The sequence below is a fragment of the Burkholderia oklahomensis C6786 genome, from assembly GCF_000959365.1.
Lineage (GTDB): Bacteria > Pseudomonadota > Gammaproteobacteria > Burkholderiales > Burkholderiaceae > Burkholderia > Burkholderia oklahomensis.
This window is the reverse complement of sequence record NZ_CP009555.1, coordinates 119,666-142,250: the sequence shown is the minus strand read 5'-3', so window position 1 is coordinate 142,250 and position 22,585 is coordinate 119,666. Positions and strand designations below refer to the sequence as shown.

Sequence of the window (22,585 nt, the reverse complement as noted above, 5' to 3'; positions counted from 1 at the left end):
GTGCTCGCGCGAAGGCTTCGCGGCCGTCGCCGTGTTGAAAGCGTGGAAACGTTGCGCTGCGCAGCAACCGGGCAGCCGAGATCCGGCATTGCTAACTTGACAAAATCTTGACGAGAATTGTCGCGAAAAGGCAGAAATAGGCACTGGAAGGGCGGCGGCTTAGATGTGGCAATCGCTGCAAGTCTTTGATTTCGCTGCACTTCCGTTTGTGCCAATTTTCAAACTGCCGTTCTTCTAAGCCGTAGGTCACACGTTCGAATCGTGTAGGGCGGGCCAGTAAAATCAATGGGTTAGCTTGCGTTTCGAAACCTATGCCCGCTCCTCAATAATTTCGTGTAGGCGTCGTGTAGGTGTTCGCGGTCAACGCAGATCGCGTTCAATCCAGTTCAGAAGCGCCTCCTGATGGCAACGCAGTAAGCTTAGGGGGGCAGGGCAGCCATCGTGCGTCCGTTCCGCTTCAGATGTGGCACGATACGACGCTTCTGCAAGCCAGATCGGCCGGCAGTGCTATAACGGAGCGGGGTGAAGGGTGACGCACCAGAAGACGCCACAGGAAATCATCGAATTCAGCGCGAAGCTACACGAGACACTGCGCGGCTATCTCGATATGGCGAATTGGACGCCGGTGATGGGTGCGTTGCTGCTATCCGGCATTCAGCCGCAAGGTGACAGTGCCGAGCTTCCGAAAAGTGGTGGTGTCAGCCTGGATGGCACCGAGATTGTTGGCTTCGGGATCGGCCAGTATCACGAAGCTCGAACAATCCTGAAGCAATGGAAAGACTGGTGCGAAGATCGCGGACGCGATTCCGAGATCGGAATGAAACCCATCGAGTTCATCGACTGGTGCGTCGAGGACGAGCTCAAAGAGCGGTTTGCTGTCCACCATCGCTTCCAGTGGATCGACGTATTCAAAGATATGGTTGGCTACCCGAGCGGTCATGTGCCGTTCGAGGTGGCTCTATATGCCGTGAAGACGGCCCAGCCGCTTGAGCTGATTCTGGAGAAGCTTAACGAGATTGATCGTCGTGCTATTAAGGCGGCGCGCCGTGGCTCAATTGCCGTCGTCCCTATTGTGTCCGGCGATAATACCCCCCAGGTCGCGATCAATCCACTTCGTCAGCATTTGACGACAGAAGAGCTCGCTTTAGCATTGGGGGTTCAGCCGCAGACGATCTACAAACGGCACTCGGAAGACGGCCACTACCGTGGAGTTGCTCCCGAGAAGCAGGACAATCGCTCGCTCGCGTGGCCGCTCGATTCGGTCGACCGCATGATGAAAAGAAAGAAGACCGACGGATGATGTTGCCTGTGCCGTTTTTCACTTGGGTCGCAATGGTATTGTCGCATCGTTTGTTTCTAGCGTTTCCCCGAACTTGACGCTTCTTCCTTTCTAATTCTTTCAGTATGGACCGAAGGAAAGGCGGCGTCTATATCGCCTCGATCTCCGAACAGTCAATCAATGAATCAACGGTTACCCTTTCCCGAGTATGAGCCGGCGACGGATTTCCCGTGGCAATCTTTGCCGGAAACTATACGCGGTGCAGTTCTCCAGATTTGCCAAAACGATAAGCTGGCGGTCCCGATTGCCGTGCAGGCGACTCTCTGCGCGGTGTCAGTCGCATGCCAGGATTTAATTATGGTCGACCGGGGCTTTGGGGAATTGTCTCCCTGTTCGTTATTCATGCTGGCTGTCGTCGACACGGGATCGCGAAAAACTCGCGCCGACAGGGTCGTGATGTCCACCATAGAGGAATACGATTTCGGCAAGAGGGAGGAGTATAAGGATCTCGTTGAGAATTATCGAAATGAACGCAAGTCATTTCGAATCAAAGAGATTGCGTTAGAGAGAGCCTACACACGTCTTCTGACGAAAGTCAGCCACAATCCGAGCGACAGAGAAGCCGTCGAAACGCTGGAGCGGATCGAGCTCCAGCTTGGGGAATTGCGCAGCCTTTCATCTTCCATTACTGAACCGAAACTACAGCGAGTTCTGTATTCGAGCATTCCAATGCGAGAGCTTGAACGTAGTCTATGTGAGAACTGGCCCGCCGCAGGACTTATTTCAAACGAGGCGGCGGATTTTCTAAATGCGCGGAATGAATCCGATATGGCGCGTCTCGATAGACTATGGGACGGACAGAGTATCGACGTTGTCGGTCGCACCGACCGAGAGTCATTTTGGGTGAAAGATCCGCGCTTTACGATGTCGTTAATGATTCAGCCAACGGTATTCGATGGATTCCTCGCGAAAAAAGGAGAGAGGGCGAAAGGGGTTGGCTTCATCCCACGGATGCTGATCTCTCGGCCTGATACACTCTATGGTCAACGCACGACGGATGGAGTTGGTCGAGCCACAGACTGGATTGATAAATTCAATAAGCGCATTTTGGACTTTTTACGGTTTGGGCATCAGAGTCTTGAGAAGAGATCTTCGTCCAGAGTGCGCCTCTATTTCTCGCCAGCAGCACAACAAGCATGGGCTCGAGATTACGACAAAAAAGAAATGGGTGCGGCAGACGGTGGTCCGTATGTATACGAACGAGAGTTCATCAATCGATATTCTGAGCACGTTGCGAGGCTGGCGGCACTTTTTCATTTTTTTGAAAGCGCGGATCTACGCGCTGACGGAGCGATTGTCGGGGGAATGCCGGACGTAGAAATCCCAGAGTCTGTGGTGGCTGATGCTATCAGTGTGGCTGAATGGTATTTGGCGGAATTTTCGCGAATCTTTAACCCGGAAAAATCAATTAAAGAGGCGGCAAATCATGTATTTATAAAGTTCCGGGAGCGATTGGCGGCAAAAAATAATGGGAGTGTACCAGAGAGAGCAATGACCGGATTTGATAATATTCGAATCCCCGCGTCTCAATTGCGTAATTTTTGTACGAGATCCGATCTTCGAGAGGATAAGGAACGGTTTCAGATGGCGCTTGACTTGCTCGTCGAACAGCACAAAATTAATATTCGAGAGGAGGCTGTCGCCGGTTCCAAAAGAAAAACGAAGTTCGTGGAGCTTGTAATTGATTCGCCATACTCCGCCTACAGCTTTCAACGTGAGTAGACGGCCGGGAAAACAGCAAGGACGAAGGGGGCAATAAGTGCGCGGTCGCGGGCAGGTGCACGTATACGTCTAGAGAGCCCATTATTGTGACCATTAAAAATGGGGACGTAGTGACCTGATGATCCTTGATGCGTAGGGGCCCCGGCCGCCAGCTACAGATGGAGCGGTGCGCCGCAAGCTTTGCGGAGACCGTGCTGTTCGCTGACTTCTGATGAGAGGTTGCTTTTTTGCTTCTCACAAAGCAAAAAAGCAGGTTGTGTGACACGGGGCGAGATGGAAATTTCTGGGGTGCGGATCAGTGGCCCGTCTAACAGGAGCGACCGTACGAGAGCCGCTGACCGTGTGTACTGTTGTAACTTGCCATATCGACTACTACGAGGATGTGCCATGACGCGTGCGCCCCGAGCGCCGAAATGAATAAGTGTCTCGAATCTTTTTCGAAGAATCGTCTGAAACACACAAATTACTTCCGTTCGGACGATAGGGCGTTTACGCCCGATAGTTTGTACGGAAACAATTTGTTTATAAACTCGGGTTTGGTATAAAAATTTATTGCGTTGCTCATGGTTTGAACCAACCCCGTTCTCCGAGCGAGCGCAAGCAAAGCGAGGCACTTAGAGCGGAGCTTATGCTGTCAAGCATAAGCGTAGCGTTACCTTTTTATCGGTGACCCTCGAAGGTCACCGACTAATTTTAATAAGCGGAACGAGGACTGCTCGTGAAGCGTCAACTTATCGAGTCCCCAGGGAGGGGCGAGATCTAACTTTGAAATAGCGAAGTGTCCAACGCGCTTCGTGGGCGCTAAGGACACGCAGCGTAGTCTTCTACTCGAAGCGGTCGAGTTGACCGCGAGACTGACTATTAAATTAAGCTTACCATCTACTTTATGTCCGATAGGACGAATGAATACCATTCTCTACTGCGCGCATCATGGCAATCTTCGGACTCAAAGTAATCGAAGATTACGGAGCTTTCCGATCTGAGGTGAGCGCTTCAGAATCAGGTCAGTGAGGTACTCTGGCAACAATGCTGGCGGGATGTTCGCCGGAACGTTTTCAATGACCTGAGACGGTACATTGGCTATGAAGTCATCCGGAGCATCGGAAAGGCTGTGTTCGTATGCGACACGGACTTGCATGGAGGGTTAGGTTCGTTTTCGGAAAACTGATTTTACCGGAAGAACGAAGGATCGGTGCGTGCCCGTAATAGAGCCGCACGAAGGTGCCTCTGAGTGCCTCAGGTTCGGAGCGAATAACGAAGAGGGACGTCCCTCCTCGTCGTTTCATTAGCCTTGGATCAAGAACTCGTCACGATTAGCTGCATCTCGGATCCAGGCCGGGGGCTTGCCCTTGCCCGTCCAGGTCGCTCCAGTCTTGGGATCGCGGTATTTGGGCTTACCAGGAGTTCCTTTCTGGAATTTAGAGGACGATGCCTTGCTGCCCTTAGTTGTTTTGGGGAAGGCCAGTTCGTGGGGCGAGACGCCGTACTTGGCTATCAGTTCATTGATTTGACCGATGATGCTTGCCTTCTCTCGGGCAAGTTGTTCGTCGGCGGCTTTTCGCAGCTCTTTGAGCTTCTGCTCGAGCTCGGCTATTTCTGCGGCAATGTTTTCGCTTGTTGTCATCTGTATTGTCTATCGGTTGTGGTGTGTGAAGGGTGATGTGACATTGTAGAGAAAATATCTGCTTGTGTGAAAGGCTAAAATCAATCCGTCACATTGCTGCTGCATATGTCAGAATAGACCGAGGCGTGATTGTGAACAACGAACTTCTACGTAAGGCGTCCTCTTGTCCGAAGCTGATCAGAGTAAATTCTTTTCGTCGGTGCCGCTTGCTTCCAGCAAACACCAACCTTTCCGAGTGCGGCTCGTTGCATCGATGCTCTCGCGAGCGTTGACGCGCCTTGGAGTGTTGCATGATCCTTCATTTGAGCAAGGTCATGTAGCTGGCTATGCGATGGGAAAGAGGGCAGGCGAGAAGGCTGGGCATAAGGTCGGATATGCGGAAGGGTTGGAAGAGGGTAAGCAGGTCTTGGAAGTCGTCGATCGGCGTAGTAATGAATTTGCAAGGCCAGGTATTGACAACAATCTGTTCGATAGTTGGTCCCTTCCGATCGATGAATCGCTCCGGCAACGCGTCATAGCAGATGTCCAGGCGAAGCTGCCGGCGTACAAGCAGCCTACCGACGATCAATGGCGAATGATCTTCAGTACGACGCCTTCGACCTGTGTTGTGGCGGGGGCGGGCTCCGGGAAATCGACGACACTGGTGCTCCGCATACTACTGCTGCATCACTATCTCGGATTCGAGCTGTCGTCGCTTACTGTCGTGACGTTTACGAACATGTCGCGCTGGGACTTCGTTGCGAAGCTGATCGAGACGTTTGCGCTTTGGGGTATCGACTTACCTTTCAAAGAGGCGAAAGACGTTGTTTGTACCTTTCATTCAAAGATTCTGACCTTCGTTCGTGGAGCGGCCCCCTGAATCACCGGACACAGTCTCCCACTTAAAATAGCGGGTAGGCACACGACTGTGTTTTTGACTAACAACAAGCAAGAAGTGATGGAAGTGTTGACGGGGCCGGAGCGCCGGCGGCGGTGGTCAGCGGAAGAGAAGCTGGCGATGGTGCGAGAGAGTTTCGAGCCGAACAAGTCGGTCTCGATGGTTGCACGCCAGCACGGCGTCAATCCGAATCAGCTGTTTCACTGGCGCAAGCTATATCAGGACGGCAGCCTGTCGGCTGTCAGTGCCGGCGAGGAAGTCGTGCCGGCGTCGGAGCTGAGCGACGCACTCAAACAAATCAGGGAGCTTCAGCGACTGCTCGGAAAGAAGACCATGGAGAACGAGATTCTTCGTGAGGCGGTGGAGGTGGCGAAGTCGCGAAAATGGATTGCGCGCTCACCCTCATTGCCAGGGGACGACCAGTGAAGCGGGTCTGTGACGTTCTCGGTGTAGCGCGCTCGAATGTGGCGGACAGGCTGGCACGGCCGGCAGACTGGCGAGACGGGCGTACGGCCAGAAGGACCGACGACGCCGGTCTGGTCGAAGAAATTCGGCTGAGCGTCGCTGACCTGCCGAGCTACGGCTACCGTCGTGTGTGGGGCCTGTTACGTCGGCAGCGGGAGAACCAGAGCGCGGCCCCCGTCAATGCCAAACGGGTGTACCGGGTAATGCGCGTTCACGGCCTGCTGCTACAGCCCAAAGCGCTCCCTCCACGCCCGCAGCGCCGACATGATGGCAAGGTCGCGGTGGCGAAGAGCAACCAGCGCTGGTGCTCGGACGGCTTCGAGTTTCGTTGCGACAACGGTGAGCCGCTGCGTGTCACGTTCGCTTTGGATTGCTGTGACCGTGAGGCGATGAGCTGGGTGGCGACAACCGGTGGCCACAGTGGCGATGTGGTGCGCGACGTCATGCTGGCAGCCGTCGAAAAGCGCTTTGGCAACGTCCCGAAGGCCCCGGCTGAAATTGAATGGCTGACGGACAACGGCTCGGGTTATACGGCGGAGAAAACCAGGACCTTTGCATCTGACATTGGTTTGAAACCATTGACCACACCGGTGTGCAGCCCGCAAAGTAACGGCATGGCGGAAAGCTTCGTGAAAACGATGAAGCGTGACTATGTCGCCTTCATGCCGAAGCCAGATGCAGCAACCGCAGCGCGCAATCTCGCCGTCGCTTTCGAGCATTACAACGAGCAGCACCCTCATAGCGCGCTGAAGTACCGCTCGCCACGCGAGTTCAGGCGCAGCACCGATTCATCAACTCAAGTGTGAGGCGGTGTCCGGAGGTACAGGGGCAAATCCAGTTCGAGGCTTGCCTGGGTACGCGAAGGTGAGTGCATTTGAGTTCGTCAAGAAGCGGGATAGTGTCGCCGATGGTGAGGACGAAGATCGACTGCCGTTCGAAACTCGCCTGAACAGTCTGCAACAGGAGCTTTTGAACGAGACCTTCACCAAGCTGTACGCTGACAACGAAGCATTTCGTGCACTCGTCCAGATCCTGTATAGGCGCTCGTTGATCCTTCCGCCGGTTGAGCATGATGAGGAGGTGAAGAAAAAGCTTCGGCTGGTCAAGAATGCTTCGGAGAATGACGTTGCCGTGATGGACGCAGTTGAAGCCGAATGGCGAAGCGCTGGCAAATGGCCGATCGCTGGCGTTACTGAGTGCCGCGAAGTCATCAAGGTCCAAGGGCGCACGTTTTACGTTCACGGCAGAATCACCGCTCTCGATATGCCCGTGATATTGATGCCTGACAAACTTCCAGGTTCGGCGTTCAGCAGGCCGGGAAGCAAATATCGACTGGGGCAGGAACTGGGGCTCAAGCAAACAATCTTTCGTGCTTGCTGTGACGTACCTGTCGTCTGGCTTACCGAACCGAACGCAACGGATGGTCTGCTGAAGTGGTTGGCCGACGGCGCGAGTGCCCCTCCGGGGTTCGAGTATCAAATCGCAGGGGAGATCAGGCCCGAGTCCCTGTTGCAGTGTTTTTTCTCGGCGGCGTCGTTCATTGAAAACCTAGGGCTTGACGTGCCTGCGACCGTCGGTCAGATGAAATTCACGTCGTCTGATCCGGACCGTTTGTTCTTCGAGGCTTTGGCGATTTTCTGGCCAGCATTCGAAAGCCACCTGGATGCCCAGAAGCCGAAAATCATGACGTTCAATCGCATGTTCGCGCTGTTCGGAGAGCACTCACGAGCCAATTTGCGCCTTGTGCCAGATCCGGTGTTGCGCACGATGTCGCACCTGATGGTCGATGAGTTCCAGGACATCTCACCGCAGATCGTGTCATGGGTTCGGGCCGTGTTGACTGAGATTCGGCGTCGTGGCGCGGCGCTGCATGCTGGGCGCAACGCTATGCATAGCTCCTTGCTTTGTGTGGGTGACGACTGGCAATCGATTTACAGCTGGCGGGGCAGCTCGCCAAAATATTTCCTCGAGTTTGAGGACGAATTCGAATCTCCTGCCACAACACAGGTGATGCTGAGCGAGAATTTTCGCAGCCACCAGTACGTCATCGATGCGGCCGAGCACATCGTTAGATCGGCGCCGGCGATTCCTGGCAAGAAGGCTCGATCCGCAGGCACGGCGGCGGCGGATCCAGTTCCCGTGGTGGTGCTTGATCGAGACGATGCGGCCCTCGCGGAGCGTGTCCGCGAGCGATATGCCAAGGGCGACTCAGTTATGGTTCTTTTCCGGCGAGGCGACGACGGAGAGGCGATGAAGGAATTGCTGGCCGACTTGATTAAAGTCGACGAGCGTCTTCCTGAAAAGAAGCAGCGTCTGAAGCTGCTCACCTACCATCGCTCGAAGGGGTTGGAGGCGGACGCGGTATTTCTAATTGGTGACTGCGTCCACATGACGGACTCCCCGTACAAGAATCAGGCATATATCGCGGCAGGGCTGGGTGCCGATAACGACATTACGCCGTTCGACACAGCCCAGCGCCACGAGATCCTCCGGCTTGCCTACGTTGCTATTACGCGGGCAGCTCGCCAGTGTTTTTGGTTCATTGGTGCTCCCACCGGAGCTCAGGGGCGGCCCCGTGCATCTGCGTACATTCCGACTGACAGGCCGTATTTTCGAGACGAGCGCAAGCGATAGCGGGGCGTGGTTGGGGCGGTCGCCTGTTCTTCAGCGTAATCGGAATAGCTCTTCTCGAACTCGCTGTACCGTGTTCCCACGCTCGATCTGAATGCGTACGGGAACGACGAGTTCGGTGCACGCGGGCAGGTTCGACGCATGCGCCGAACACCGAATGGCGCCGCTAGCAGTGTCTCCGGTTGTGACATCGGGGCGGACGACGATCTCGAGGGTATGAGGCTCATGCTGATGCCGAAACGCGTCACACTCGAGCACCCATTCTCTAGATTCGCTGGTTGGGCGGGTATGTTTCCAGTACAGGCTGTTCGGATCGCGACGTTCAATTGCTCGGCTGCCCGCTAGGGTAGGAATAAGACGGTCAAGGTCGATACCGAACGGAGTATTTCGGACGGAATGTATCTGTACGAATCGATCCATGAGATTCGCGTATTTGCCGCTCGGCGGTGTAGGGGCATCGGAGAATAGTGGCTTACTACCACCAGATTCCTCGTCGCCTTGCTTGGTACTCGGCACATCGAAGATGATTGAACCTTCGGTCCGATAGGAGATCAACAAATTCATTGCTGGTTGTCTCCCGACGTTTTCGATGGCGACAGTAAACTTCAGAAGTGAGTCGTTATTCAGCCTCTGATGGACGTTTTCCAATTCCGATTGAATCTGTCGCAGCCATTCAGGATAGGCCTTTTTTTGGTAATACTCGATGTCCTCCGACCTGGCCGGTTCCCACCGCTCGTGGGAGGTTGCGATTGCTGCAAAGCCGAAGTGTCGGCCGCTCTCACGCTTTGGAGGGTCTTGCGGGAAGTGCGCTTCCATCGGAAACAGCTCTTTCATGTCTTTCACTAAGAGTTGGATCTCGGATCGAGTCAGAGCCGGAAACCGGATGGTTCGTGTCGAAATGCGATTGTCTGGGATATCAGGTAATGTGAATGTGAGCGCAGGATACTGGTTGGACAGCAGATCGATCTTCTTGCGTAGCTCGTCGATCATTTTGTCGCGTTCGTCCTTCTCTGGAGGCAGCGCCCATTGCAGCGGCGGACGGCGGAACGGTAGTGCCATCGACTTCGCGGTTGTAAGTGCGGGGGTATCGTTCGAAAGAAACGTCACGATAGCATCGGGACGTTGCTGCTGTAGCCAGAAGGCTTCTGCGACGATCTGATCGTCTGGGCTCTGCAAGTCAAGATGAGGGAAGTCGTCGGCCTTCAGCCTCGGCATCAATAGTTCAAGACTGATGGTGCAGCCCTTGGACCGCGTCGTAATGCGGTTGTCGACGGAATCGATAATCTGGGCAAATGTTGTCCATGCCTTCCGGGCTCTTGACGCGCGGCGGGCGTTGCCACCGTCCTTATGACGATCAATCTCTCGCTGCACGACACGGGGTACGGCAATTGTGATCTCGGAGTCGCTGGTTGCCAACGACCAGTCGAGTTGATCGTAGTCTTTGCATTGCAGAAAGAAGTTCGTGTCTGGTACGAAGACGTGCATGACTCTAGCGTATTACGTTTTACAGCTATGGTTCTAGCGGAGCCACGCACACAGGGTAAAATGCATGCGCGCGTGGGGCAATGATAATATGGCGGAGGATTGCTGCATCAAACAAGCGCGACTGACCTCACATTGCTATCGGCGTCAAAAGAGACGGCCATCCGAACCTTGCCGTCCTTTTGTGCTAGCCGCTTTAGATTGAAGTTGATGCGATCCATGAGGGAATCATATCCGGCGAACTCGTTCCTGGCTGTTCCGAGGAGCTGCTCCGTCATCGAAATCACGTCGCTTCGGCGCCGTTCCAACGTCTCCTGTTTGTTCCATAGAGCACGCGAGAGCAATTGATTTGCTTTGTCCCGCAGCGTGATCATCGATCGCTCAAAATCTGCGGTTGTAGCGGGTGGCTGACTCGTCCAGGACCCTGGTAAGGAGTCTGTTTCCAGTGGGGCGATGTATGCTTCGCAGAGGCGCATCAAGGCCACAATGCGGAGGACCAAGTTGTGCTTCTCGAGAATGGTGCGAGCTGCATCGGCATGCTGTTTGAGCGATTTATATGTGGTTTCCGTCCCACCGAACGTATCCTGATCGTCTACGTTCGCTACTAGTTTGTTGAGGGCCTCAACTTCAAGCCGAATCTGTTCGATCCAAGCCGATACCTCTCGCGAGATGGCTTCCATTTCCACTTTCTTTTCGCTACGGATATCGTCGGGTGACGCCATCTTCTGGATCAAAGCCACGACACGACTCAGATAGTCCACAGTCCCAATGAGCCTCGACTTATCGTTGATGTGTAGTTGTTCGCGGATGCCAGCAACCTCGTTTTTGATCGAAATAAGGTTGCGGTTGATATCGTCAAGATGAGACTGTGCTACGGCAATGCTCAGGAGCTGAAATGCCCCGGCCGCCATTTGCCTCACCCGGCCGCCTTCAAGAACACGACCGTGAGCGGCGATCTGTCCGTCATCGACTCGACGCGCCATAGCGCGAGTCCCGCCGCCGATCGCTGGCACGACTTCGAGAGTGCCCTCTGCCAGTTTGCGTTGGATATCCGGATCAAAAACTATCTCGACCGTCTTGTTCGGCAGCCCGAGACTACCTTTGAACACGTCGGCGGCCAGTTGTCTTCCACGGGCGAGCGCTACGCCGTGGGTATCATCGAGAATCACTGCGTCAGACGGAAAGCGAGGGAGTTCCCTCGTATTGAACACCACGTTCCCCGTTGAATCGATGAAATCCAGATTGATGCCGAGCACCTGTGACTCTGATAGCGATTGCTCCGAAATCGCAGTAGAAAGCGGCGTGATGTCGCCGATGGCTTTCACGTCGGGCGTGCGGTTTCGACGGAACGCCGCTTTTGATCGGACGCGCGAGAACCAGTATCCGATACCGCCCACTACCACGACAGTGCTCGCCACAGCGCAATACACCAAAATTTCGCTCATTTTTTCCCCGAAGCGCGTGCCCCAACGACTTGGGCCTAGATATGTTAGTAATTGTCGTCAAGCTAAAATTCTGTTTTTTGGAGTTTGGCAGAAAATCGTTCATGAGGAAACCGACTGTTTCACGGGCTTGATCCGCTTGTTCCCCGCGAACCACCGATCGAGTCTGGCGCATCGTATATTCGTGCGTTTTCGAGGGGATGGAACACGTTGACGGTGGGACGTGTGACGGACTTCGATCAGGATTAACTCGCGTTTCCGGTATTTTTAGGGTCGGTACGCAGTCCGCTAGCCCCGATTGGAGGTTGATCAGTCATGACAATGTCGGGCATTTGCCGAATTTTTCGTTGACATTGTCGCTTTCCGGCCTAATATGTGGACATGTGATCTCCTCAGGAGCGGGGATGCGTGACGATCTACATACGACGATGGCCTTGCGACCGCACTGGAGGAAAGCCGTGCGAGCAGTCGAAAGGCCGGATCAGGGCGAAGCCGTGCTCGAAATTCATCGAGCTTCATGCCGTGAATGGGAGGACGGTGTCCGTCCGGCGTGGTTCGCGGAACTTGTTCACAAAGTCGAAGAGGCTCGCTCGAGTCTGTTTAGCGTCGAAAGCGTTCTTGCCGTTGTGGACAGCTTTGAGCAGAGTGCCTGGTCATCGCTCGAGAGAAATGTCTGTGAGGTCGCTCGTCAGGTCGCCTATGGCGGTCCGGTAGATAGGCTGGAAGGCGTGGTCCGTGCCACCGTCATTAGCGATTGTGCGCGTCAAGGAATTGAGCATTGCGCGCTGAGTGTCGCTGATCAGTTTAACGAGGGGCAAAGCAACCAGCTACGACGCGCGATGACCAAGCTGGCCGCTGATATCGACTTCACTTCGAAACCCGCCCCGCGCACGAAGAAGAAGCTGGACACGGACCAGATCCTCGATCTCTCCCTAGATATGCGCGTATGAATCACCAAAGTGCGGCACACCCAAATGCACCTTCTGCCTTTTTTCGTGTCACGGACCGGCGCGCCCGCAAGTCCTCTAAAGTCCACACGGTGCGTTTGGGTGACGACATACAGGTACGTCCAGATCGTTTATCTGCGTATTGCTTTCGTCAGTCGGACGGGCTTGCTCATGATCTGATGACGTTGATTGGCGCCGTCAAATACGCTGATCGGAAGCTCATGCGTCACCACTCGAAGGGCTGGGGGCGTTATCTGCATATTGAGCTTCCTGTTTTCAGGCCAAACATTTGGCTTCAACAATCGGTTCAAGACTCGCTCGTACATTGCCTGAACTACTTAACGGGGGATATGTGGTCGTTCTCCTTTACGGAGCGTACGGGCCGTCCGCCGACCTTGGGGCAGTCCTTGCTGTCCGACATATCTCTGAGCAACCGGGAGCTCCTGTTCGTTCCATTCAGCCATGGGTTGGACTCTTATGGGCAAGTTCGTCTCTGGCAACGCGAGCATCCGGACACTGAGGTAGTCTGCGTTTTTGCTGATGCACGTACCTCCGGCGTCGACCATGGCAATGGTTTGAAGCGCAAAACGTCTGAACATATTCAATATGTGCGGGTCCCGGTCTCAGTGAAACCGATGCGACGAGCTGAGCCTAGCTTCAGGTCTCGCCCGTTTATGTTCTATCTGCTGGCCGCCCTCGGAGCGATCGAGTCGGGAGCAAACAAGGTCATGATCCCCGAGAACGGTCAAGGAAGCATAGGTGGATCGCTAATCGTGACCGGACATGAGGCGAAGCATCGGAGTTGTTACCCAGGGTTCACCGCTAAGCTGTCGCGTTTCGTCGAAGCATTGACGGGGAAACGCGTGAAGTTCTATCATCCGGCGCTTTTCGAAACGAAAGGCGCTGTCCTGCGCGCGCTTGCGGATGTTGGTGAGGATGTACGCGCAGTTCTAGGCAGACACCGCTCTTGCTCATGCGATGCTCGACTCACGTCTCGCGATGGGCAAATGTTCCACTGCGGCGTATGTGGAAATTGCTTGCTGCGGCGCACGGCTGAACATTCCGCAAATCTTGACGGCGCGACCGAATATCTCTTCGAAGATTTAAGTGCGGGTACGCTCGAATCTGCGCTGAGATCCGGGGACGGCAACGTCAGGATGCGCTTCTTCCATGATCTCGCGAGGAATGGCGCGAGAGACATGCAACGCCTTGCAGATTTGGTTTCGGTGTCGAATGGTGGTGCCGCTCAAGTTGCTGCGATCGATCTAGCTAGATTCGTCGACGGTGGCATCGAATACGCAACAAGTAGTATGACTAGGTTATTGAATTGTCACGCGGCGGAGTGGGATGAGTTCCTTTCTACGTGCGGCGAAAACTCATGGATTTCACGAACTGCGAGGGGATAGCATGGCTATCGAATTGAAGGTCCGCCCGGAAGTCTTGGGGGCGCGACTGAAAAGCGCCCGCTCGCTGGCTAAGATGACTCAGGATGTGGCGGCGCAGGCGCTTGGCTTTGCTCGCACGACGGTGGTTGCTATCGAGAGTGGGAAGAGAGCTGTTTCGGTAGACGAGTTGAGGTCGTTTGCCGAACTGTATGCCGTGTCGGAGAGCGAGCTTCTTGCCGATGGTACGCCAAGCCTGGACATGGAATTGAAGTTTCGGTTGCACTCGAGTACTGACGATGCCGATAGTGCAGTCGCACATGTGCTTCTGAACAAGCTGGCAGCGGCGTCGGTGGAACTCGAAACTATGCTCGAGCGAGCAATGCTTCAACCGGATCTACCGATCATTTCGATCGGTAAGTCTGGGTCCGTAGATCAGCAGGCCGAAGATGTCGCTCTCGCTACGCGGCAGCGCTTGGGTATCGGTCTCGGCCCGATACCAGACCTCATATCTCTCGTTGAGCTGGATATGGGATTACGCGTATTTGAACGTGGTCTTCCTCCACGGGTAAGTGGAGCCTTCGCGTACGACGAATCGATCGGCGGATTCATTGTCGTGAACGCGGTACATCCCGCAGCGCGACGGCGTATCACTATCGCTCATGAGCTTTGCCACGCGTTGCTGCGACGCTCTGGTGTAGTCATTCACACGACCGAAATGAACTCGGCCGACCGCGAAGAACGGTTCTGTGACGCGTTCGCGCGAGCTCTGCTGATGCCGGCGACGACGGTGAGGAAGAAGGCTGCTGAATTGCGCGACGCTGCGGGACAGTTCTCCGTTCGACAACTGCTCGCTATGGCGGTGTACTTCCACACGTCTATCGAAGCTATGACGCGGCGACTCGAGGGGTTGGGTCTTTTGCCCAAAGGCACGTTTGAGTCCTTGAAATCAAAAGGATTAGGAACCCAGCACCTTGAGGAAGTCCGACGGGAGCTAGATGAACCCGAGGCCGTGAATCGCTTCACTCCCCGAACGCTGCTGCTTGCGGCGGAGGCATTCGAAAAAGGGTTGTTGTCGGAGCAACAGATAGCAAAGAAATTGCAGCTGGATCTAGGTGCGGTCCGAGATGTGTTGGAGCATGTGAGCCCTGGTGGCGAGGGAGAAGCGCTTGAACTTGCCATCTAGTGGGTTTCCGGCCGGCCCGTTGATCCTTGACGCAAGCGTGCTATTCAACCTGCTCGGTACGGGCCGACCGACGGAGTTGCTTCGTGCGCTAGGTGTGCCGTGCTGGGTCGAGGAGCGTACGGCAGTTGAGATTCGTCGCATGCCTGGTCAACGAACGGAGAGCGCTCCTTTGCAACCGTTAATAGACGATGGGTGCTTGAATCTCCTCCGCATGTCGGAGCAAGCATACGAGACGTATCTAACCTTGTTGAGTGGCCCGTCGACGGACACCTTGGACGACGGCGAGAGTGCTGCAATCGCCCTGGCAGCCGACGGGTTGGGGAGCGTGGTTCTCGACGATAAGAAGGCTCGACGGATCTTGGCTACTCGTTTCCCGGATGTTCGATCGGGTACGTCTCTCTCGTTAATTGTCGAAGCAGCGAGGCGTGCGGATTGGAGTGAACAGATGCTGCGTGACGCAGTTTCCATGGCACGTAGTGTTTCGAGAATGGCAGTCGTGTTCCATGAGCGTGCGTTGTTCGCTGAATTGCTTGCGGTAGATCGAACTAACGCTTAAATAGTTGCCGGACACGTTACTTTTTTTGAGTGCACGTCAGTGAGCAAAACTTGGGCGTATGTTGGTGAATTCGGCAGTGGAAGAATTACAGCGTGGGCTGTGAGCCGAGAGCGTTCGAAGTATGGTGGCAAGCCGTTGGGGCGGACATATTGGAGCTGGCACAAGCCTGGGAAACGAAAGCCCGTCAAGCATGTTCAGAAGAGTGGCTCGGCCTTCTTCGCATATATAAACGCAGGCGACGATGCGCAAGGTGGCGGTGGTGAGTCCCTGTCGCATCGATTGTTCAAGGATGCAATCGGGGGCCTTTCAACTACTCGGCTCAGACTTGGCGCAGACAGTGAGCACGAGATCACTATTACTCATGGTGAGACGGAGAAGAGCATCGTCACATCCGGGGAGCCGTTCTATGCTGACATCTACTTGCGCTTTACTTCGAAGAGCCTGCTGAGCCTGAGATGGGCAGGCGAGATGTACATCGAGGTTTGGCATACACATGCGGTTCCAGTGGACAAGCAGAAAGAGCTGCGCCGCTTGCGCATGCCGGTTGTCGAGGTGAGACTACCGGAGATTTTCGAGTATTCGGTCAAGGATGAAGACACGACAGATGCGCTCGAAGAGGCGCACGTGAACAGGATTCGTCACGTCCTTCAGACGGGGTTTCTGGCAGGACGTGTTATTAGTGACCGACGTTCTTTTGAGTTCCTGGAGCGGGACGTGACCAGGCTTAACGAGGCAGTTGAAGATGCTCGCAACAGGCAGGATGATGCGAGGCGTGAGGCGGACGAGGCACTTAAACGATTTCGTGATGCTTCGAATCGAATTGCTCAACTGGAGAAAATGTCGGCTCAGCAGAATGAAACGATCCGAGAATTTACTGGCGAGGTGGAGGAACTCAAGGGGAAGCTGACTGCACGAGATGAAATCGTCAACGAACTCAACAAGAAACTGACGACGACTACCGCCAGTATCGTGACATCACGGTCGACACCAACAGCGATCAGTCGTTGGAATATCCGAGGGCTAGTTGTTGTTAATTTGATCCTGGTGGGGCTATGTACATTCTTCGGCTATAGATATTTCGCCCCCAATCAAGCTGTTGCGCAGAGTATCCAAGTACCGGTGGCGTCACCTCAATTGGTTCCGCCGGAGCTGAAATCGACGGTGAACTCGAATAAGCACGCGACGCGACGAACGATCATTCGTCGTACCCACAAGAAGGCGCCAACGGTTGATTCACCAGGAGAGGGTTCCGTTGAAACGGACGCGGCATCGTACTAGTCGCAAAACTGGTACGTTAGAGGGCGTGTAGGGCGACGTGAGGCGCGGGAGGCCGAGGAGCTTCCGTATCTCGGGTAAACTCTACTCGCCGAGATCAAAATAATCGTCATACATTGAGTACGTAGTAAAAATTGACCGTCTTCTAGAAGAGGTGTTGATGACTACGGGTAAAAAAGACGCATCGTTGGCAAGCAAGCAACTTGCCAACAGAAAGAGCACTCCTGCCCAGAAGTCTGTTGCGGGCTCCGATCTAGCGCAGGCGAAAAAGCCACCAGCGCCAAAATCGAAACCGAAGGGGAAGTAGTTGGCAATATTGCTGGCAACCAACCCGCTTCGGCGGGTTTTCTATAGGCCTCGAATTTTGGTGATCGTGCGACGGGGCCTTCCCAATTCCTCAATGGATTGCTACCGTAAGCCGCATCCAATGAAGGCAGAGGTCGGTCTATCGGTGGGATAACGATCGCTGCCGGCATGGGCAGATAGCCTCCCGGTTCGCCAACTGCCGGTCGTTCAAAGACTATGCGGCGCGCTCTCGAACTGGTCGGACAAAAAAATAAAATGACGCAGTGCACCGCAGGGAACTTCCCTGCGCCCGTTGTGATCGTCGGAGATTACTCAGATGCCGAGGCTGCGACGCAGTTGCGATATGCGACGACGTCGAAATCGTCCTTCTTCGCCCATCCAGCGAACGCATACGCCGGATTCTTCTCGTAATAGCGTGCGTCGGCGAGCTTGATGAAGCTGCTCGTTCGGGCAATCACGTAGTATGCGCCGACTTCCGTGATCTGCTTCGATTCGGACGTCACATTGGGTTCCTTATAGACCGTGACCGGATGTACGAGGGCGAGGCTGTAGTTCGGCAACGTCTTTGTCTTTGTATAGACGCACGTGGTACCAGCATGGACGGTTGTGAACGCACAGGCAGCAGCGAGCAGCGCAAGGATCTGTTTCATAGTCGATTTCCTTTCAAAAAGAGAAGTTGAAGGTGCCATCGTCGGTCTTGATGGCAACGCTCTTTACGGTGTCGCATGACGACAGAATGTCGACCGTATCGCTCGATCCTTTCGGAATCGTTCGAGGGAATCGTTCGAGCATGTTCAGCGGGCACTCGCCGTCGTTGACTTTTACGCCGCTGACGGTCACGTCTTGATCGATTGCAGTGAGGCGCAGGCGCGGTATCTCCGGGAAGGCGGGATTGTTGGTTAGCCGAACCTTCAGGTGACTGTCCGAACAGCCGGCCAACGCGACTACGGCGCAAAGTGAAGCAATGAGGTTTTTCATAGGGTCTCCTTGAGTGATGCGCATGAGGTAGGGGGCCGACGCAACCGGCCAATAGGAATAAAAAGCGCCGACCGTTCCCCAGTCGGCAAAGTGGTTCTGGCAATCCGAGGCGGATGGGCGCCAGAACCCAAGCAATGAGGGATGGGACGAGTGTTGATTCGCACGGCGCGATCAGCGGCGCAGCAACGGCAAGACCTGCCGGGCGACGAGTCCGTTTCCGTAGTCGGACAGGTGATCGCCGTAGCTATAGAGGTAGTGGCGATCCTTTGTCATCGGACAGGTGTCGCGGCTGCGGTCGCATAGCGCGTTTGCCGGGTCGTAGACGAGCAGAGCGGGGTGGCGGCGCTTCAGCTCGTCAATGAGCGCGGTGAACGGCGCCATGCGCGCGACGTGTTCGCGGTAGCCGATCGCGCAACGCTTCGCCGCGCTCATGTCGGCGACGCCGAGTGCATGCCGCAGGAATGGCCACGCGAGCGGGCGACGGTCCATGCACTGTCGCGGATCGCGTAGGCGCGGGTTGTCGAGGACCAGCGCGACGCGCCGGTGGGCTCTCTCGAGAGTCGTTACCGCCTGGTCGAGCCCATCGAGTGCGGCGGATGCGCGGGGCGCGGTCTGGTCGCGATGGGAGAAGGTCTGTCCGATTACGTCGCGGTCCGTCATGACGAGTACAACCGTCTTGAGTTCGGGCGTGTCGAGCAGCATGTGCAGCGCCGTGATATTGGCGTCACGGCACAGCGCCGGATCGTCGCCCGCGTTCGACGACGTGGGACGTGTCAGGAATTTCGTGTGCTGAGGCCGGTTAAAAATCTCAGCTGATGGCGGAGGTGAATCGCTCGCCGAACAGAATGGCGAACTGATTGACTGCTTGCCGCCAGGTGATAGGCGGCATCTTCCAATCCTTTTCGATGTTGCGCAAGGCCAGATACAGCAGTTTGCTGGCGGCTTCGTCGCTCGGGAAGTGGCCGCGGTTCTTGACGATCTTGCGCAACTGCATGTGCATGCTCTCGATAGCGTTTGTCGTATATACGATTCGACGCACCTCGGGCGGATAGGCGAAGAAGGGGATTACCTGTTCCCATTGGCGCTGCCACATGGCCGCGACGGTAGGGAATTTGCGCCCCCACTCGCTTTGCGCAAAGGCGTCGAGCGCCGCTGCCGCCGCCTCGGCCGTGGCGGCCTGATAGATCGGCTTGATCGCGGCAGCCAGCGGCTTGCGATCCTTCCAGCTCGCCAGATTCAGCGAATTGCGGATCAGATGCACGATGCAGGTCTGGATTTGGGCGGCCGGATAGACTGCCTCGATCGCTTCGGGGAAGCCGCGCAACCCATCGACCACCGCGATCAGGATGTCGTGCAAGCCGCGGTTCTTCAGCTCGTTGAAGACCTTCAGCCAGAACTTGGCGCCTTCGGTTTGCTCGATCCACAAACCCAGTACTTCCTTGCGGCCGTCGGCGCGGATGCCCAGCGCCAGATAGACCGCCTTGTTCTTGACCGTGCCTTCGTCGCGGATCTTCAGCCGCAGCGCGTCAAAGTACACGATCGGATACATGGCCTCGAGCGGCCGCTGCTGCCACTGTTCGACGTCGGCCAGCACCTCGTCGGTGACCGTCGAAATCAGGTCGGGCGAGACTTGCAACCCGTACAGTTCCAGCAGATGGCCCTGAATCTCGCGAACGCTCATGCCGCGCGCATACATGCTGATCACGTGGTCGTCGAAGCCTGGCAGCCGGCGTTGGTACTTGCCGACCAACTGCGGCTCGAACGTCGCCTGTCGATCGCGCGGAATATCCAGCTTCAGTTCGCCGTTGGGCGTCAGGACCGTCTTGGGGCTGGTGCCGTTGCGGTGGTTACCGGCCCTGCCTTGCTCGGTCTCGGCTTCCAGATGGTGGCTCAACTCGGCCGCGAGCATGCGCTCGGCCAGTTGCTTCTTGAGCTGGCCGGCCAGCCCCGATTCGCCCAGGATCGACTCGGCATCCTTGCCCTGAACCTGGGCAAGCAACTGATCGATCAGCTCATCGGGAAACAGCTTCGGTGCCTTCGGGTTCTTGCTCTTCTTGGTCACAGTTGCATCGGTCATAGGACGTTAGTTCCGTTATCGTCTCATGACCTCAGCACACTAAAAATCTGACAGGCTCGGGCTTTGAGCTGCCGCTTAAGTTTGGCGACGCATGCGTCGATAGTGCCTCGTGATACTAAATCCTCTTCCTCGAACACGTCTCGGCTCTGGTCGGCGTTCAAGCGGCAGCGTTCCGCGAGTTCCCGCAATGTTCCCGCTAGTTCGGCAACTACTTGCTGTGACGATCCGGTGTTGCGGGCTTCACGCGCCCACGTCTCAATGCCAGCGACAGTCAAGCCGCAAAGTTCAACAGGAGCGAAAGCAGAGCAGTTGACAAAGTTCAGTACCTCTCGTTCGATTTCTACATGGTCCCTGAACCGGCGTTTAGTTGACATGTTCTTTCTCCAATATCCACCGGCTAACTTCACTTGCCCATTTATGACACAAAGTTGCTTGCGCCACCAGCCAACGGCGATCAGGCGGTGCTACTGTCTTGCCACGGGTCGATGCGTGTCGGCATGCCGCCAGCACCTCAAAGTCCGCACGAGGAATCGGGAAGGTCAGTTCACCCGTCGCGACCTCGAATGGGGAGTTGCGTCCGAATTTTATTCCATCACTCATGTGCCATGACGCCGACAGCGCGATATTACGGGCGCACACGTATATGAGTCCAGCCTCGAATGTAAGGCTGAAGCTACTCATTGATTCATCTCTGATGGTCTTTAATAGGCCAAGCAACTCAGCAACATCTCTGTACGCCGACGTGTAGGGGCACGGTTTGCCGAGGATTGTCATTGAATCGACGGTGTCTTCGTATTCGAGATGGTGCGATTCTTGGTAGAGGTGCCACGCGAAAAGATGTCCATCTACGAACATGGACTTAAGTCGTTCCAGGCTGTAAATTGAGAGATCCGCGTTCGCGTTATACCTCTGTGATATCCATTCATGCAGCTTGCTTGTGTCCGGTTTTCCGGCATCAGTTACGACGAGTATATCCAAGTCACTATGATTGTCTGAGTCACCTCGCGCCATAGAGCCGAATAATCGAACGTCAACGATTATTCCATCATGAGCTTTGAATTGCTTCATAATTTTATCGCCGAGAGAGTCGTCTAAATAGCGAGCTTGTGAAGAAGGCGAGCGCTACGTATCTAAATAAGACAAGTGAAATGCGCAGTGGCTCCGGGACGGAAGGAAGCGTGGCATCTCGAGAAACTCCCAGGAATGTGCAAATTACTGCAATGGTTGCTTGAACGTAAGTGTGCAAGAATGTGCTGACGGGTGTGACGTTCAGAGATATTGCGTCATCGAAACCTAGGGTGACTGCACCTGCTATCAGAAGTGAAATCAAGATAAAGCGTCCGAGCTTAGCGGGATATTCGCCGTGCCCCCAAAAATGCCAATCAAATCCGTAGCCTACAGATTCAAGGAAAAGCAAAAGTCGATCTGAGATGCTTGGATACTTTTTTTGTAGTACGATCCTTGATGGCGCCATCCCTCTTGGCAGTACTTCCTCGCAGCCTTCAATTCCTCACGGATAAACATCTTGGCGGACTCGACGTCGCCGACGCTCTCTGCGTTCTTGCGGAGCGACATCATGAATTCGCGTTTTACATTTAACCAGGTCGGCGCATTGAGTAGTAGCTCTGTTGTTGAGATTAGCGTGCCGCTAAATTGCGTGTATTTGAAATCGCTTCCGGATAATGTGCAGTCTCGGAAATTGCAATCCTTGAATCTCGATCCTGTGAAGTCGCACTTGTTGAACTGTGCTTTTCTGAAGTAAGTGCCATTGAAGGTGCAATATATAAATTTGCACGACTCAAAAACAACTTCTTTCGCGCTTATGTTTGTGAAATCAAATCCAGTGAAGTCGACCCCGATAACGTGTTTCGGAAATGAACCGCCTTCGCATTTTGTGCGGGTGGAGGTTTTGAGTCGTTCTATGAGTGCGGCGCACGTTTCGGGCGTGTACGGCTCAGAGGCAGCGTCAGAGGTGCCTCGTTCCTGGCGAGTTTGACTATCATTTTCCGTAAAGCGTTTGGGGCCCGTAGCGTCTTCTTTGTAGTTTGACATGGCACTTGAGAATATCCGGTGGCGTGACGGCAGGCTATCACGAGAACCACGTTGGCAGGGTACAAGAAAGTCGCTGAAGATAGATTGCAATTTTCCTGGCTGGCTGCCGGACGACGGCCAGTATTCGAGTCACGCAGCTTGACCGTTGGCCGGGAGATCGGGGAGGCGCGGTAATTTGCCTGCTCATGTGACGGGAAAAAGTTGTTTTGGCTGCCCGAGTTCACCAGCGGACCGCGCGAGACCG

General features: G+C 55.0%; 20 protein-coding genes. 10 read left to right on the top strand and 10 right to left on the bottom strand.

Going from position 1 to position 22,585, the window contains the following annotated elements:
- Window positions 1-529: 529 nt before the first annotated feature.
- Complete coding sequence (locus tag BG90_RS00550; protein ID WP_010121256.1) at window positions 530-1,300, top strand: hypothetical protein; 771 nt, start codon at window positions 530-532, stop codon at window positions 1,298-1,300.
- A gap of 159 nt (window positions 1,301-1,459) precedes the next feature.
- A complete protein-coding gene (locus tag BG90_RS31425; RefSeq protein ID WP_082094581.1) occupies window positions 1,460-3,061 on the top strand; it encodes a DUF3987 domain-containing protein in 1,602 nt (533 codons plus the stop codon).
- Between the two features lie 1,285 nt (window positions 3,062-4,346).
- Here BG90_RS31425 and BG90_RS00545 read toward each other — a convergent pair.
- On the bottom strand, window positions 4,347-4,685 hold the full coding sequence (locus BG90_RS00545) for an H-NS histone family protein (RefSeq protein WP_010121254.1): 339 nt from the start codon (window positions 4,683-4,685) through the stop codon (window positions 4,347-4,349).
- Window positions 4,686-4,848: 163 nt separating this feature from the next.
- Between BG90_RS00545 and BG90_RS31415 the strand changes: the two genes are divergently transcribed.
- The 3 genes from BG90_RS31415 (at window position 4,849) to BG90_RS00525 (ending at window position 8,661) form a co-directional block, all read left to right on the top strand.
- On the top strand, window positions 4,849-5,544 hold the full coding sequence (locus tag BG90_RS31415) for a UvrD-helicase domain-containing protein (RefSeq protein ID WP_198259563.1): 696 nt from the start codon (window positions 4,849-4,851) through the stop codon (window positions 5,542-5,544).
- A 78-nt stretch (window positions 5,545-5,622) separates the two neighbouring features.
- Window positions 5,623-6,833, top strand: a protein-coding gene (locus BG90_RS00530) for an IS3 family transposase (protein ID WP_085970860.1) whose coding sequence is annotated in 2 segments (ribosomal slippage) — window positions 5,623-5,929 and window positions 5,929-6,833 — 1,212 coding nt in all. Because the reading frame shifts where the segments join, the coding sequence is not laid out codon by codon here.
- 58 nt (window positions 6,834-6,891) lie between these two features.
- The gene (locus tag BG90_RS00525) at window positions 6,892-8,661 is read left to right on the top strand and encodes a UvrD-helicase domain-containing protein (protein WP_124072282.1); all 1,770 of its coding nucleotides are present in this window, start codon (window positions 6,892-6,894) and stop codon (window positions 8,659-8,661) included.
- A 30-nt stretch (window positions 8,662-8,691) separates the two neighbouring features.
- On the opposite strand, the gene BG90_RS00520 is transcribed toward BG90_RS00525, so the two are convergent.
- Together BG90_RS00520 and BG90_RS00515 are read right to left on the bottom strand one after the other, a co-directional pair.
- A complete protein-coding gene (locus BG90_RS00520; protein ID WP_010122741.1) occupies window positions 8,692-10,143 on the bottom strand; it encodes a PIN domain-containing protein in 1,452 nt (483 codons plus the stop codon).
- Between the two features lie 107 nt (window positions 10,144-10,250).
- Window positions 10,251-11,585: a hypothetical protein gene (locus tag BG90_RS00515; RefSeq protein ID WP_124072281.1), complete on the bottom strand. Its 1,335-nt coding sequence runs from the start codon at window positions 11,583-11,585 to the stop codon at window positions 10,251-10,253.
- A 401-nt stretch (window positions 11,586-11,986) separates the two neighbouring features.
- On the opposite strand from BG90_RS00515, the gene BG90_RS00510 reads away from it, so the two are divergent.
- Genes BG90_RS00510 through BG90_RS34440 form a run of 5 tightly spaced genes read left to right on the top strand, consistent with a single transcriptional unit; the run spans window position 11,987 to window position 16,931 of the window.
- Entirely contained in the window at window positions 11,987-12,532 is a 546-nt protein-coding gene (locus tag BG90_RS00510; RefSeq protein ID WP_038802202.1) for a hypothetical protein, read from the top strand.
- Window positions 12,529-13,935 (top strand): adenine nucleotide alpha hydrolase family protein, encoded by a 1,407-nt coding sequence (locus BG90_RS31410; protein ID WP_010122737.1) that lies wholly within the window; start codon window positions 12,529-12,531, stop codon window positions 13,933-13,935. Before BG90_RS00510 ends, BG90_RS31410 begins: the two co-directional genes overlap by 4 nt.
- Window position 13,936: 1 nt before the next feature.
- The gene (locus BG90_RS00505) at window positions 13,937-15,097 is read left to right on the top strand and encodes a helix-turn-helix domain-containing protein (protein ID WP_010122736.1); all 1,161 of its coding nucleotides are present in this window, start codon (window positions 13,937-13,939) and stop codon (window positions 15,095-15,097) included.
- Window positions 15,063-15,653, top strand: a complete 591-nt coding sequence (locus BG90_RS38165; RefSeq protein WP_472298006.1) for a PIN domain-containing protein — start codon at window positions 15,063-15,065, stop codon at window positions 15,651-15,653. The genes BG90_RS00505 and BG90_RS38165 overlap by 35 nt, the downstream gene beginning before the upstream one ends.
- A gap of 39 nt (window positions 15,654-15,692) precedes the next feature.
- On the top strand, window positions 15,693-16,931 hold the full coding sequence (locus tag BG90_RS34440) for a PspA/IM30 family protein (protein ID WP_124072280.1): 1,239 nt from the start codon (window positions 15,693-15,695) through the stop codon (window positions 16,929-16,931).
- A 611-nt stretch (window positions 16,932-17,542) separates the two neighbouring features.
- Here the strand turns inward: BG90_RS34440 and BG90_RS00495 are convergent.
- The 7 genes from BG90_RS00495 to BG90_RS31400 all read right to left on the bottom strand — a co-directional run bounded on the left by BG90_RS00495 (window position 17,543) and on the right by BG90_RS31400 (window position 22,341).
- The gene (locus BG90_RS00495; protein WP_124072279.1) at window positions 17,543-17,884 is read right to left on the bottom strand and encodes a hypothetical protein; all 342 of its coding nucleotides are present in this window, start codon (window positions 17,882-17,884) and stop codon (window positions 17,543-17,545) included.
- A gap of 13 nt (window positions 17,885-17,897) precedes the next feature.
- Window positions 17,898-18,212, bottom strand: coding sequence for a hypothetical protein (locus BG90_RS00490; protein WP_025990584.1), 315 nt, complete (start codon window positions 18,210-18,212; stop codon window positions 17,898-17,900).
- 171 nt (window positions 18,213-18,383) lie between these two features.
- Window positions 18,384-18,914, bottom strand: a complete 531-nt coding sequence (locus tag BG90_RS00485) for an SGNH hydrolase domain-containing protein (RefSeq protein WP_045568017.1) — start codon at window positions 18,912-18,914, stop codon at window positions 18,384-18,386.
- 106 nt (window positions 18,915-19,020) lie between these two features.
- On the bottom strand, window positions 19,021-20,289 hold the full coding sequence (locus BG90_RS00480) for an IS256 family transposase (protein ID WP_045568016.1): 1,269 nt from the start codon (window positions 20,287-20,289) through the stop codon (window positions 19,021-19,023).
- Between the two features lie 23 nt (window positions 20,290-20,312).
- Window positions 20,313-20,663: a hypothetical protein gene (locus BG90_RS34435; protein ID WP_124072278.1), complete on the bottom strand. Its 351-nt coding sequence runs from the start codon at window positions 20,661-20,663 to the stop codon at window positions 20,313-20,315.
- The gene (locus BG90_RS31405) at window positions 20,653-21,357 is read right to left on the bottom strand and encodes a nucleotidyltransferase domain-containing protein (RefSeq protein ID WP_081470039.1); all 705 of its coding nucleotides are present in this window, start codon (window positions 21,355-21,357) and stop codon (window positions 20,653-20,655) included. Before BG90_RS31405 ends, BG90_RS34435 begins: the two co-directional genes overlap by 11 nt.
- Window positions 21,358-21,684: 327 nt before the next feature.
- Window positions 21,685-22,341 (bottom strand): pentapeptide repeat-containing protein, encoded by a 657-nt coding sequence (locus tag BG90_RS31400; protein ID WP_081470040.1) that lies wholly within the window; start codon window positions 22,339-22,341, stop codon window positions 21,685-21,687.
- Window positions 22,342-22,585 lie beyond the last annotated feature (244 nt).